Origin of the sequence: Lelliottia sp., from assembly GCF_045627565.1 — a bacterium.
Lineage (GTDB): Bacteria > Pseudomonadota > Gammaproteobacteria > Enterobacterales > Enterobacteriaceae > Enterobacter.
Genome location: NZ_JAZQNX010000001.1, coordinates 1 through 12,372, shown reverse-complemented (window position 1 = coordinate 12,372; position 12,372 = coordinate 1). Strand labels below are relative to the sequence as shown.

The following is a 12,372-nucleotide window of genomic DNA, read 5'->3' as shown; positions in this document are numbered from 1 at the left end:
GTTGGCACGGCGTTAGGGCAACTTTTGTTACCCGACGTGTGCCAGGGATTGCAGCCCGCAGCGGCCTGTCTTACTCTGAGAAAATGATACTGCGCAGGAGTTAAACATGTCCGTTGCCAATCCGTTTTTTGAAGTCAGCTTGTTACCTTACCAGGCGCCTCGCTTTGATATTATTGAGGACAGCCATTATCGCCCGGCGTTTGATGAGGCGACGCGCCAGAAGCGGGCGGAAATCGCCGCCATTATTGCAAACACGGCTGCGCCCGATTTCGTCAATACCGTGCTGGCCCTGGAGAAAAGCGGCGTCATGCTTTCCCGCGTCAGCAGCGTATTTTTCGCCATGACGTCAGCCCATACCAACGATTATCTTCAGGAGCTCGATGAGGCGTTCTCGACTGAACTGGCCGGGTTATCCAATGATATTTGGCTGAATGATGCGCTGTTTTCTCGCATAGAGGCCGTCTGGCAAGGACGGGAATCGCTGGATGGCGAGTCGCGTCGCCTGGTCGAGCAGACGTATCAGCATTTTGTCCTGGCGGGCGCAAAGCTTAGCGATGCGCAAAAATCGGAGCTAAAAGCGCTCAATACCGAGTCAGCGTCGTTGACCAGCCAGTTCAATCAACGTTTATTGGCAGCGGATAAAGCCGGGGGGCTGGTGGTGGATTATGTTCATCAGCTCGATGGATTATCGCCCGATGAAATCGCGTCTGCCGCGCAGGCCGCCACTGACAAAGGGCTGGCCGATTGCTGGCTGATTCCTCTGCTGAACACCACTCAACAGCCCGCGCTGGCAGCGTTGCGCGATCGACAAACGCGCGAAAATCTGTTTATGGCCGGTTGGCTGCGCACCCAAAAAGGTGATGAAAACGATACGCAGCACATCATTCGTCGGCTGGTGGCGTTACGCGCGCGGCAGGCGCAACTGCTGGGCTTTGACAATTACGCCAGTTGGAGCACCGCCGATCAGATGGCGAAAACCCCGGAGGCGGCACTGGCATTTATGCGCGGTATCGTTCCGGCAGCACGCGCTCGCGCCGAGTGGGAGCAGGCGGATATCCAGACGGTAATCGACGACGAGCAGGGCGGATTCAGCGTGCAGCCCTGGGACTGGGCCTTTTACGCCGAGCGGGTGCGTCTGGGGAAATACGCGCTTGATGAATCGCAAATCAAACCGTACTTAGCACTTAACAGAGCGCTGGAAGAGGGTGTGTTCTGGGCGGCCAGCCAGCTTTTTGGCATCCGTTTTGTCGAGCGTTTTGATATTCCCGTCTACCACCCGGATGTCCGTGTGTGGGAAATATTCGATCATAACGGCGAAGGCATGGCGCTGTTTTACGGCGATTTCTTCGCGCGGGATTCCAAAGGTGGCGGGGCGTGGATGGGCAATTTCGTTGAGCAATCGCACGAGTTTTCCGCACGCCCGGTGATTTACAACGTCTGTAATTATCAAAAACCGGCCAACGATCAGACGGCGCTGCTCTCCTGGGACGACGTCATCACGCTGTTTCATGAATTTGGCCATACCCTGCACGGCCTGTTTGCTAATCAACGTTTTGCTACGTTATCCGGGACCAATACGCCGCGCGATTTTGTCGAATTCCCGTCGCAAATCAATGAGCATTGGGCCAGCCATCCGCAGGTATTCGCCCGATTTGCCCGGCACTATCAGACAGGCGAACCGATGCCGGATGCCCTGCGCGAGAAGATGCTCAATGCCACGCAGTTCAACAAAGGTTACGACATGACCGAATTGCTTAGCGCGGCGCTGCTGGATATGAACTGGCACGCGATTGATGCGCAGGAAAACGTAGAAGATCTCGACACCTTCGAATCTGCCGCGCTGAAAAAAGAGGGGCTGGATCTGCCTGCCGTACCACCGCGCTATCGCAGCAGTTATTTTGCCCATATCTTCGGCGGCGGATACGCGGCGGGATATTACGCTTATTTATGGACACAAATGCTGGCCGACGACGGCTATCAGTGGTTTGAAGAGCACGGCGGATTAACGCGCGAAAACGGACAGAAATTCCGCGAGGCGATTTTGTCCCGTGGGAATAGCACTGATTTAGCTGAACTTTATCGTGAGTGGCGTGGACACGATCCAAAGCTTGAACCGATGCTGGTGAATCGTGGGTTGAACGCGTAAGGGATTTTTCAGGCTGGGAACAGAACCGGGCACGATGCCCGGTTTTTTATGAGAATTTTTCTTCCCCAAAACTCCTCCAAAATTCCTCCCCAAAATGAATCCTTAAATTCTGCGAAATTTGCAGGGGGATACGGCCCAATTATTCACGTAGCTACACCTTCACTTTCATCCAGTCGAGACCGCGATCGTTATGATACTGCGCTGTCATCCTGTCTGATGAATGACCCAGTAGCTGCTGGGTGTTGATGCCTTGCTCCTCATACAGACGCTCCGAAAGAGAACGCTGCTCGTGAAAGGTCGGCATTGTTTTTCCGTCCTTCACGGAAATGCCCGTGCTATCGATCGCGAGCTTGAAGGAGACGCTAAGGCTGTTCTGGCCAACCTGGTCGCTTGCCTTCACATTACCGCTTGATGTCACGTGATGAAGAAGCCAGGGGCTAACTACCCGATCCCTACATCGCTTAATCACCTGCGCCAGGGTGATATCCAACATCTCGCAGCGTAGCGAGAGCGGTATAGCCAGTTTCGCCCCTGTCTTTTGCTGCTCAACGTGGAGATGGCCGTCCCAGACATCAGAGAACTTCATTTTGGCGATATCACCGCGGCGCTGCCCGGTTACCACTGCCAGAAGCATGGAGTTTTGGACGTAGGGTGCCATATTACCGGCCGCTTCGAATATCGCCTTCCACATCTCAAGGTTCAGTCGCGAACGGGTCACCCGGACAGTGACTTTTCTTGTGGCCAGCGCCGGGTTATACCCAGGCTCAACTTCACCTGCGTGCTGCGCTTCTCTGAACAGATCAACCCAGACGCTACGGAGTGTTTGCGCCATTCGTGCTTTGCCCCTGGCTTTATATTCATCGGTGATGGCCGCCAGCATTTTGGTGGTGACTTCCTGAATGGCAATGTCTGGCATCCTTTCAGCCAGCACGTTGGTGCAGGTCCTTCTGGATTTAAGCGTATTGATTTTTATCTCCTTATTGCTGAGTCGCTCCTCCTGAATTTTCAAATACCGTTCGATCCATACGCGCATCCGCATCGATTTCTTTGCGTTAACCTTCTTATGGCTGACCATATCGATCAGGGCAAACGACTGAGCAGCTTCCTGCTGCGCCAGCAGTCGATTCAGTTCAGTGGCGGCCAGTCTGGCCGCCTCCTGATCGGTACCAAAACCGATAAATTGACCGGTTAAAGGGTGCCGGTATTGCCAGTAGGTTTTGCTGTTGCGCTTATCCAGCTTGCAATAGAGATTTGGGATATCAACCCTGTGATTACGTGGTCTGGCTGCCATTAATTACTCGCTCCATAAGCGTCTTCACCGCTTTCGGCATGCGTGGTGGTAGAACCGGCGATGCGAGCAAGCCAATGAATTTGGCCTCTTCATCGATAACCCATCGCCGGCCTTGTTTCAGCGCCCTTGGGATTGTTTGTCCTGTTTTTGCAATCCTGTGCAGCGACGCTCTGGATGGTGGTTGCTTAAAGCCGTTAGGACCGGAAGCCCAATCTTCTAAGCTGACGAGCTGCCCCATGAAAACCTCCAGTTTGATTAATATGAGCCATCAAAGCCCGGTATGGTGATATTTCAATATCAGGCTGCCTGCCCGGGTAAGGATCGTAGGCGGCGCATGCCGGTCATCGCTGTGGCCACGTAGCTCGCCTTACGATTCACCACTTCAACCCAAACTTTCACACCTTCAACTCTCACGGTGTAGGTCTCTTTCATCTTGCTTCGCCCGTAATTGCCGTAACGCCCCTGATGAGCGGCGAGTGCTATGTCGCATGCCTGACGAGCCAAAGGGGATTGCCTACTACCTCGATTGATTAGTCGCATATTGTCTCCTTAAGGGAGGGTTTCCCCTCCCGATCTCCCTAAGCCACGTATTCCGGTTTCATATCCGCTAGGGTGATGCTGAACTGCTCATGCAGTTCTTCGCCCAGATGACGTTTTGCTGATGCCAGTACGCGCTCAACCTCCAGGAATCGTTCTGCTGCATCGGGTTCATCCGTGGACGGCAGGGAATTGATTGCTGCTTCTACTTTGTTACGTGCGTCTACCAAGTAGTAGCGCTTCACGGCTTTGTTTTTAAGTTCGGTGAAAAGAGCCGAACCTAGCGTGACTTTGATGCTTTCGATGTCTGCGCGAAGTGCCTTTGCACAGTCCACATCCTGAGCCGTCTCGATTCGGCCACGTAAGTCATCGGCCAGGGCATCAACAGTGACGGCGGATTCTTTCGCACTTTGTGTAGTTGTTACGGTGTCACCAGATATTTCCGTGAGGCTGACACGCTGCGGCGCCGGGTTAATTTCCTTCTCTGCAGGTTGATCAACCTCATCCTGGCTGTAAACGCCGAGAATGACTTCAGGGCAGTAAAGGCGAGCCCAGTACTTCACTGCAAGGTATGCGATCTGTTGCTTGGGCGCCGTTTTCCACAGCGGAGAATTTCGGGTCGAAACATCAGCCAGATAAATTGGTTCGCTCCAAGTGATTTCCTTTTCACCGCGCAGGACTGCACCGACCTCAATGTACAGACCCAACTCATCGCGGTTTTCTTTCTTACCGGCGATCTTTTCCCAGTCGCCGCCATATTCATAATGAAAGCGACCCACAATGGCGCTGGAGCTGGATATAACCGCATTAACCAACTGCGCTTCGTAGCCCAGCACGCCGTTTACAAGGTGTGTTTTCTGTGCAACTGCGTACGGATTCATGCCCCATTGCATAGCCTGCATAACGATTGCCATACAGTCGGCAGGTTTACCGACCAGGTGTTTTGGAACGGTAACGGCGGACTGCGCCATCAGCTCAGCAAATGAGGTCAGTTGACCCAAAGCCTGTACGTTAAACACAGCATTGCTGGCAGAAATGGTGTTGGGTGCCTGCTCAGTCGTAATGATGTTGGTGTTTTGCATAGTCAGTTCCTCCATTAAGCCAGACGCAGCGCTTCAAGGCGGCGCAGGTCGAAGTCGTTCAGTTCATCGGTGTAATCGTCGGTGATTGGCGCTGGCCATTCGCCAGTATCGAAGCCAGTAGCGATAGCGCGCATTGATTTGCGATATTCGAGCATGCCCAGTTCGAGCAGTTCTGCGGATGCTTCGATGATGGCTATCCAGTGGTAGCTCTCGTCTTTGTTGACGAAGATCCAGAAGAACTGATCCAATGCTGCAGTTTCGCAGTACATTGCCGCGCTCAGGTGGTAATCACGGTCGATGATTTCGCGGTGAAGTTTGGCGCGAAGTCCTTCCTGTTTAATGTTCCACATGCTGATGGTTTTCAGATCAGAGCCAATACGCACGCCGTCTATGTCGATCTCAAGGTCAGGGCGGACACGCACTTCCAGGCCAGTTTCATCGTCAAAGCCAAAGTAGCTGACCTCCACTGCACGGCTCGGGTGCTGGAGTAGCATGCCGGCGGTCGGGTGGGCGAGCAGGGCCGACTGAATGGCCAACGCGGTCGCCAGCTGCTGGCGCGTCACCAGAATCTTGTCGCCCGGGTTATCGCGCCATGCATCCAGCAGTTCGTCGGCAAACACGGCATCCGGTTTCACGGATTTCACGGACTGCATCAGGTCAGCTTTGGTTCCAGACACTTTCAGCGGTGCCGGCTTCTGTGCTTCCTGTGCGACCATGTCAGGATTGACGATCGCCAGCTGCTCGAGCAAGGCATCGCGGTTGCCGCTGGTTTTCACCTGCGATGGAAGGGTGGAGTTATATTCTTTGATGCAGGCTTTCATCGCCGTGGCGGTTTGTTTCTGATCTGCTTCGATACGCTGATATTCATCTGGCAGCGCCATGTAACTTTGAGCCGTTTCTTCAAGCGATCCGCCAAGCGAGACCTGAGGTGGCAGGGTGCTGTTGTGCGCTTCCAGCAGGGCTTTAATTTCGTCAGCGCTCAGCAGTGCCGGCAGACTGGCGTTATACGTGTCGATGAACTCGCGAAGTGTTGCAGTCGTGGTAAAGGCACTCTCCGGAATCAACGGTTCAACACTGAATTCTTCATCGAGATTTTCAGGTTGAAGAGCCAGTGCGTGTACAAGGTTGCCCATATCCAATACTTTGGAAGGTGCGCGAGGGATAGTTTTAGCTACGTGACGCGCGTTGAAATACATCAGACTCACTCGCGCATCTTTAACCTGCGTCGAGCTGATGCCATTCGCCGCGTGATAGACGTCATTTGGCAGCCCTTCATAGCGGCCCGGTTCGAAGTAAGCCGGATATTCTGGTTCGGCCTGTTTCGCTTCTGGCTCGTTTTGTACCGGCTCTGGCGCGTACTGGTTTACAAAATCGCTGTTATGGCTGACTGAATCATCTTTTTGGTTAACATCTGGCTTATTCTGGTTCGCGAGGCTTGGTGCCGCGGCGGCAAGCACATCAGCCGGCGCTAGGATATTTGCTTGCGGATCAGCTGTAACAGCGCCTTCGACTGGTGGTACCGCATCATTAATTTCGACTTTCTCTGGCTGAGCCTTTTCCATCTGCTCATGGCTGAAGTTCTCCTCTTTAACCGATGACCGGTCATCTTTTTCTGTTGGTTTTTCATTCATCAGACCATCGATGGAGAACACGCCGCTGCCGAGATTTTCAACTTGCGGTTGCTCTAACGTAACTTCAGTTTCGATAATTGGGGTAGGCATCGGCAGCAACTCTACCGCTGCATTGAATTCAGCCGTCATAGTCTGGTTAACGAACTCAAGATGAGCTGCAGGCGTGCGGTGGATGTTCTCGGGCGCGATGCGAATCAGGTTAAAAATTGCCGCGCGGTTTACCGCCAGAACGCCCGGTTGATTGCGCAGGATGGCGCTCCATGACTTCCACGGTTCTTCTTTTTTCGCCACAATTTCTTTGGCTCGACGATGGATGCTGCCTGGTATCTCCAGATGGTTGAAGTCCATCGGTAGCAGGGCGCAGGCAATTTCCAGATCCAGAGTGTCCAAAGTATGGTGCGCACCTTCGCCGCGATCGGTGACATAACCGCTATCGGCATTCGTACCGGAATCGGTGCGCTGAACATTGCTAATGCGATTGCCAGCGGCCCATTCGCGTACAAGAATGCCGCGGTCAATGTGGTCGGTTGCAAACCAGATGGTGAGGAAATGGATCAATGTTGCTAGTTCGGAACGCTTTTCCTGTGGAAATATGCTTTTAACGGCGTTTACAGCTTTCCAGATGGTGCATTCGTTCGCGGTTTTGAACCCGTCTACGTTTTCAGCGGCAAGAAGCAAGTTCTGGACATAGCTGTTATCCACATCCATGACCAGTCGTTGAACTTCATTTTTCAGTTCTGCATCGATGTGATAGGCGTATTCTTCTTCAGCCAGAAATTCTGCCAGTATCCGATGGCGCAACGGCAGTGTCGCGACAGTGAACAGCGTAGGAGTTTCTGGCTCACGGAATTTTTCGACTAAAGCTGTTGATGAGCCAGATTCTAATTCGCTGGTGGTATGGCTTTTTTCTTCAACCTTTACTTTTTTCTGCCACGTGCGCTGGTCTTCATCCAGTTCGTAGCGCTTGCACCAGGTGTAATCCACTGTGCTTTCTCCCGGCAGGTCGTCATAGACCGGGAAATCAGTGCGGATCGGTTTCTGGTAATCCTTACCCCGTCCAGTTTCAATACCAGCATCTTCAAGCTCAACATCGAGCTGCAGATTGGCGCGAGCTTCGGATTTCGCAGTGAACCAAACCACTGCGTCTTCTTTGCCGGATTTCTGCGTAGCTTTAACTACATAGAAAAATTCCATGTGAGATCCTCTTTTTTGGATGTAAGATCCCCGGGCCAGAGATAGCGCCCATTGGGTGAACTTTGGTTTTGTTTAGTTTTCCGGTGTAACTTTGGTCGGTGTCACCGGACGTACGGGCCGCCTTGCGCGGCTTTTACGTTAGCTTTCGTGGGCCATCTGGTCGTACGAAGCACAACGTTCAGAACAGTATTCTTTTTCTTTGCGCGCCAGCTGTGAGCCGTTGCGATAGAGAAGGGTACTTTTAACTACTTCCTCCGGTTCAACCGGCTTGCCGCAGTACCCGCATTTCGTTGAGTTACACATCTGGATTCCCCTTTTGCGCCAGCAGATAGCACAGGCGGCGAAGAATCACCTCGAAGAGGTTCAGTTTTACGGCCTGCTTCCGTGATGGTTTACGTGCGTAATCAGTCACTTTGATCTCCTTGTAATGCCTGTCTTTTGACCACACCAGGCTCGGTGGATCCTGCTGTTCCCCAACAACAAGGATTCGTTTAATCTGGATATCCCCAACAAGAAGAAGAGTACTCGAAGTGATTGCTGAGCTATCAGCGGCCATGGCCGCTATAAAGGAGACTGCTGGGCTAGCCAAAGTCATTAATGACGCAAAAACTGACGCGGAGGTCAAAGCTGCAACTATCGAACTTCAGAGCAGATTAATTACACTTCAGGCGGAGTGCTTCTCTCTTTACGATTTGATTCGTCAGCGTGAGGAAGAGGCAATACTTCTCAAAGCAAAAATTGCAGAGTACGAAGACTTTAGTTCCCAGACAGAAGGTTACGTTCTTAATCAACTTGATTTCGGTTCTTTTGTATATTCTAAAAAAGAACTTGTGGGTGAGGAGCAGGTAGAAGTGCATCTTTGCCCACAATGTCATGCCAAGCGTCAGATATCGATACTGCAACCAACTGGTGAAGCCTCTTTTAATAGCCATACAAAAAAATGGTATTTTCAATCTCGTTGCCATAATTGTGACTCCGTCTATAGCATGAACGTTTCAAACTACAATCCTGAGATTTATGCTCCTTGGTCTTGAGGATATTCAGATTTTTAAAGAGCTAAGCGTCCTTTGGGGCGCTTTTTTATGCCTTATCGCCGGCCAGCGGAACGTTGAACCTGATGCGCTTAATTAGTAGCGGTGGAATGCCGCTGGTTGTCTACCAGAAGGATAATAGCTAAAGCGATTGGTGTGGTCAATCGTATAGGCGATATTTGGCGAAGTTTAGGTGATAATGAATTGAATGTTAAAGCGATATTTTTTCAATCGCAGTTAAAAAAGTTAGGTTTTGGACTTTCATCGAGGGGAAAATGGAGAGGAAATATCGAGGGAATAAAAAAACCCGCCTCAGCGGGTTATGCAAATCTCTTGTAGTCAATTGTTTGCCTTAGCAGTACCTTAGCCATGACGTAGAATCGGTCTTCGTCGCCAGCTTCAACGTACCATTTCTCGTAAATCGGGTTATCAGAGATCACTGCCAGTCGGTCACGCTGCATCTGCAGGCGTTTGACGTGTAGGGTTTTCCCGAAGACAAAGATGTAAACCCCGTCACCATCAAATTGCGTAACACCCGTATCAACAAAGATCTGATCCCCGGGGGATATGGTGCCATCCATGCTGTCGCCGTTAACCGTGATAACTTTTACGTTCGTAGCTGGTCGGTTCCCGAACAAGGCACGCGCTTGCTCACTTGTGTACTCGATCGCTCTTATAGTTTCTATAAAATCACTTGTAACTAATGCACCTGGGCCTGCGCTGGCTTTTACGTCGAGCACATCAACTCGGTAAATTCCTGATTGCGAGACCTTAAGATGGTTTGGTGATGAAGTGCCTTCATTGTTAATTGAATTCATTTCGCCTTCACCAGTAGATAGCCATTCTGGTCGAACTCCGAGAACAGAGGCGATCTCAACAGTTTTGCGAGAACCGTTCGCGTCTTTCAAAAGCTTATTAACACTGGACTGTGCCATGCCTACTTCTTTGGCTAATCGGCCCTGAGTAAATCCAGCCAGCTTCATTGCCTGAGCCAAGCGCTCTGAGAATCCCATATTCACCTCTGATAATGACTCCCTTAACTCTATCGCTCAAGCGATTATTAAGCAAAAAATCGCCTATGCGATTGACATTCGCTATTGTGATAAACATAATCGCTCAAAACTGATAGCTGAGGTGATTATGAAAAACAAAATAGTAGAGAAAAACCCTGCAGTGGCGAAAGCAATCGCCATCGCTGGCAGCCAGAAAGAATTGGCAAAACGTTGTGGTAAAGCCCAGTCCACTATATGCGACTGGCTAAACGGAAAGAAACGTATATCTCCAGTTCACGTACCTGAGCTGGTAAATGCTGTTGGTGGTGAAATCCTTGCTTACGAATTCCGCCCGGATCTGCCATCCATCTTTCCACCTCCTGATAATTATACCGCTTAGCTACTGGCACAACTTCGGATGAAAATTTATGCAATCACTTGCGTACAAACACAGTAACGGATTAGCGCCAGGGGCGCTGATAAACCGCTCTCAACCAAGGCAGTTTCAAAGCCAGGAACTAATTCGCGAGGCGGTGCGCGCTTGGGCAGCTACAGCGGGCCAAGATGTCGTGTCGGCCTACATCGTTGAGGAGTGGAGACGGCAGGGGGGAGATAGTATCGAATTTCCAGAAGATCTTAGTCGTGCTCGGCAGAAGTTGTTCAGATTTTTAGACAACCGCTTCGACTCTGAACAGTATCGCGAAAATGTTAGCCAACTGACGCCGGCAATCATGGCCGTGCTGCCGGTCGAATATCGAACTTATCTAATTGGCGCCGACTGCAAGCTGTCACGACTTGCAAAAGCCGAGAAAGAAGTCGCTGAAGCAAAACAGGCAATTATCCTCGACGCACCGGAGCATCAGAAGCTGAAAGAGGTTAGCGAAGGGATCGCGTCTCTATTCAGTCTCATGCCTGAGCAAATCGGGCCGTTGATGGCGATGGTTACTTCAATGCTGGGGGTTATGTGACTACTTCTAAAATGGCGAAAGCCGGTCTGCTCGAACAGATCCGACTTTCTTGTGCATCAGTTGTTAGGCAAATGCGGAGCTAAGTATGTCAAATACCGCTGAAATTATCAATTTCCCCAATAAAAACGAACAACCGGGAGGTCGTATGGTCGACCTGTCGAACGGGTACACCAAGGTCGCAAATGAGATTCAACAGCTCAAGCCTCGTCTGAAAATGTCAGGTCGAGAGTGGCAGTGTTTTGAGGCGGTGATCTGGCTTACCTACGGCTGGAACAAGAAACAGGATCGGGTAACGAACACAGTGATCGCCGAGCTCACCGATCTGAGTGATTCGCACGTTCCCGCAGCGCCGCCAGCGTGAAGCAGTGCGATTGCTGTTCAGGGAGTGGCTTTATTGAGGCCGATGTATTCACTATGAAATCGCACTACACCATGAAACTCCCACAGTTCGCAAAAGACCTGAAGCAATCTCCGAGTGATTTCGAGGTAAAACGCCAGATTCGCGAGACCGTCAAAGTGCTTTGCACAAGTTGTAAGGGGAAGCGGGTCGTGAGTTGCGCATGTAATGACTGCCTGGGGCGCGGCAAAGCAGTTAACAAAAAGCTCACCGAACAACAGGGTGTACCGGTCCTGACTGATTGCAAGCGTTGTAGTGGAAGAGGGTACGAGCGTATTCCTTCAACTGAAGCGCATGCGGCTGTTTGCCAGATTACTTATGCCATCACGCTTGATACCTGGAAAAAGTCAGTGAAACCATTCTACGACCAGTTGATCACGAAATTCGATATCGAAGAAGCATGGGCAGAAGCGCAGCTAAAACGGATAACTAGATAGTTGGTTATTTAATAGCTCTCGATATTGTCGTGAGCTATTTACTTTTCCCGAATCTGTGTTAATTTATCTCTAACGATGGGTTACTGACTTCGTTGAACTAGCAAAAAATTCCAGCCCTGCGGTTAACACCGTGGGGCTTTTTTATGCCCTCGCAAAGATACCTTGCTGTTCGTTCCAACCAGAGTTATCTGTATGTCACGCCATTACTAAGGGTAAAAAGACATGCTAAATCAGTTGGATATGACAGAAGAAGCAAAAGCAGTTTTAAATGAATTAGCCGACGCGCCGGCTACTGCTGGCGAGATAGCGCAGAATACCCACCTCAGCCACGAACGCTGCCAGTTAATACTCACACAATTGGTGTTGGCTGGATTATCAGAATATCAATTTGGAAGTTACAAGCGCCTCCAGTGATGGGGGCTTTTTTTGTGGGAATGGGCGGCTGGTGGGTGTTGTAGCACCCAGCCAGCCATTTGCTCATGTAGAAGGTCACAAGCGAACCAAGGCCCACCGCTTTAGCGCTAAAGCAGAGTGAGCCTACCAGAGACCCGCTTACTGATCTATGTATAATACTGTAAAAATAAACAGTGCTGAATTAATCAACGCTGATTGCCTTCACTATGTTGCTTCACTCCCCGATAACTCCGTCGATCTGATTGTTACCGA

General features: G+C 50.9%; 12 protein-coding genes and 3 pseudogenes. 8 read left to right on the top strand and 7 right to left on the bottom strand.

Annotation, left to right across the window (positions count from 1 at the left end; genetic code table 11):
• The first annotated feature begins 106 nt into the window (after window positions 1-106).
• On the top strand, window positions 107-2,146 hold the full coding sequence (gene dcp / locus ACKI5T_RS00075; RefSeq protein WP_407434706.1) for a peptidyl-dipeptidase Dcp: 2,040 nt from the start codon (window positions 107-109) through the stop codon (window positions 2,144-2,146).
• 151 nt (window positions 2,147-2,297) lie between these two features.
• Here the strand turns inward: dcp and ACKI5T_RS00070 are convergent, their stop codons facing one another.
• The 6 genes from ACKI5T_RS00070 to ACKI5T_RS00045 form a co-directional block, all read right to left on the bottom strand.
• On the bottom strand, window positions 2,298-3,437 hold the full coding sequence (locus ACKI5T_RS00070; protein ID WP_407434704.1) for a phage integrase Arm DNA-binding domain-containing protein: 1,140 nt from the start codon (window positions 3,435-3,437) through the stop codon (window positions 2,298-2,300).
• The gene (locus ACKI5T_RS00065; RefSeq protein WP_072140054.1) at window positions 3,418-3,675 is read right to left on the bottom strand and encodes an excisionase; all 258 of its coding nucleotides are present in this window, start codon (window positions 3,673-3,675) and stop codon (window positions 3,418-3,420) included. The genes ACKI5T_RS00070 and ACKI5T_RS00065 overlap by 20 nt, the downstream gene beginning before the upstream one ends.
• 59 nt (window positions 3,676-3,734) lie before the next feature.
• Window positions 3,735-3,977 carry a DUF4060 family protein gene (locus ACKI5T_RS00060; RefSeq protein WP_133632246.1) on the bottom strand — a complete coding sequence of 81 codons (243 nt, stop codon included), beginning with the start codon at window positions 3,975-3,977 and terminating at the stop codon, window positions 3,735-3,737.
• Window positions 3,978-4,015: 38 nt separating this feature from the next.
• Window positions 4,016-5,056 carry a RecT family recombinase gene (locus tag ACKI5T_RS00055; protein WP_407434702.1) on the bottom strand — a complete coding sequence of 347 codons (1,041 nt, stop codon included), beginning with the start codon at window positions 5,054-5,056 and terminating at the stop codon, window positions 4,016-4,018.
• Between the two features lie 14 nt (window positions 5,057-5,070).
• A complete protein-coding gene (locus tag ACKI5T_RS00050; RefSeq protein WP_407434700.1) occupies window positions 5,071-7,881 on the bottom strand; it encodes a RecE family exodeoxyribonuclease in 2,811 nt (936 codons plus the stop codon).
• Window positions 7,882-8,019: 138 nt separating this feature from the next.
• Window positions 8,020-8,184 carry a YdaE family protein gene (locus tag ACKI5T_RS00045; protein ID WP_407434698.1) on the bottom strand — a complete coding sequence of 55 codons (165 nt, stop codon included), beginning with the start codon at window positions 8,182-8,184 and terminating at the stop codon, window positions 8,020-8,022.
• 227 nt (window positions 8,185-8,411) lie between these two features.
• Between ACKI5T_RS00045 and ACKI5T_RS00040 the strand changes: the two genes are divergently transcribed.
• Window positions 8,412-8,915, top strand: a complete 504-nt coding sequence (locus tag ACKI5T_RS00040) for a hypothetical protein (RefSeq protein WP_407434697.1) — start codon at window positions 8,412-8,414, stop codon at window positions 8,913-8,915.
• Between the two features lie 317 nt (window positions 8,916-9,232).
• On the opposite strand, the gene ACKI5T_RS00035 is transcribed toward ACKI5T_RS00040, so the two are convergent.
• Window positions 9,233-9,925 carry a helix-turn-helix transcriptional regulator gene (locus ACKI5T_RS00035; RefSeq protein WP_133632404.1) on the bottom strand — a complete coding sequence of 231 codons (693 nt, stop codon included), beginning with the start codon at window positions 9,923-9,925 and terminating at the stop codon, window positions 9,233-9,235.
• Between the two features lie 127 nt (window positions 9,926-10,052).
• Between ACKI5T_RS00035 and ACKI5T_RS00030 the strand changes: the two genes are divergently transcribed.
• From ACKI5T_RS00030 to ACKI5T_RS00005, 6 genes and pseudogenes are all read left to right on the top strand, one after another.
• Window positions 10,053-10,304 (top strand): helix-turn-helix domain-containing protein, encoded by a 252-nt coding sequence (locus ACKI5T_RS00030; RefSeq protein ID WP_133632243.1) that lies wholly within the window; start codon window positions 10,053-10,055, stop codon window positions 10,302-10,304.
• 28 nt (window positions 10,305-10,332) lie between these two features.
• Complete coding sequence (locus tag ACKI5T_RS00025; RefSeq protein WP_407434695.1) at window positions 10,333-10,872, top strand: toxin YdaT domain-containing protein; 540 nt, start codon at window positions 10,333-10,335, stop codon at window positions 10,870-10,872.
• Window positions 10,873-10,957: 85 nt separating this feature from the next.
• Window positions 10,958-11,221 (top strand): annotated as a pseudogene (locus tag ACKI5T_RS00020) (replication protein); the annotation flags it as partial.
• A pseudogene (locus ACKI5T_RS00015) lies at window positions 11,212-11,706 on the top strand (antitermination protein); the annotation flags it as partial. The pseudogenes ACKI5T_RS00020 and ACKI5T_RS00015, both read left to right, overlap by 10 nt.
• Window positions 11,707-11,928: 222 nt before the next feature.
• Entirely contained in the window at window positions 11,929-12,120 is a 192-nt protein-coding gene (locus ACKI5T_RS00010; protein WP_407434693.1) for a TrmB family transcriptional regulator, read from the top strand.
• A 148-nt stretch (window positions 12,121-12,268) separates the two neighbouring features.
• Window positions 12,269-12,372, top strand: a pseudogene (locus ACKI5T_RS00005) (site-specific DNA-methyltransferase); the annotation flags it as partial.

Coding starts and splice junctions, on each gene's coding strand:
- dcp (WP_407434706.1), top strand. CDS start 107: ATGTCCGTTGCCAATCCGTTTTTTGAAGTCAGCTTGTTACCTTACCAG.
- ACKI5T_RS00070 (WP_407434704.1), bottom strand. CDS start 3,437: ATGGCAGCCAGACCACGTAATCACAGGGTTGATATCCCAAATCTCTAT.
- ACKI5T_RS00065 (WP_072140054.1), bottom strand. CDS start 3,675: ATGGGGCAGCTCGTCAGCTTAGAAGATTGGGCTTCCGGTCCTAACGGC.
- ACKI5T_RS00060 (WP_133632246.1), bottom strand. CDS start 3,977: ATGCGACTAATCAATCGAGGTAGTAGGCAATCCCCTTTGGCTCGTCAG.
- ACKI5T_RS00055 (WP_407434702.1), bottom strand. CDS start 5,056: ATGCAAAACACCAACATCATTACGACTGAGCAGGCACCCAACACCATT.
- ACKI5T_RS00050 (WP_407434700.1), bottom strand. CDS start 7,881: ATGGAATTTTTCTATGTAGTTAAAGCTACGCAGAAATCCGGCAAAGAA.
- ACKI5T_RS00045 (WP_407434698.1), bottom strand. CDS start 8,184: ATGTGTAACTCAACGAAATGCGGGTACTGCGGCAAGCCGGTTGAACCG.
- ACKI5T_RS00035 (WP_133632404.1), bottom strand. CDS start 9,925: ATGGGATTCTCAGAGCGCTTGGCTCAGGCAATGAAGCTGGCTGGATTT.
- ACKI5T_RS00030 (WP_133632243.1), top strand. CDS start 10,053: ATGAAAAACAAAATAGTAGAGAAAAACCCTGCAGTGGCGAAAGCAATC.
- ACKI5T_RS00025 (WP_407434695.1), top strand. CDS start 10,333: ATGCAATCACTTGCGTACAAACACAGTAACGGATTAGCGCCAGGGGCG.
- ACKI5T_RS00010 (WP_407434693.1), top strand. CDS start 11,929: ATGCTAAATCAGTTGGATATGACAGAAGAAGCAAAAGCAGTTTTAAAT.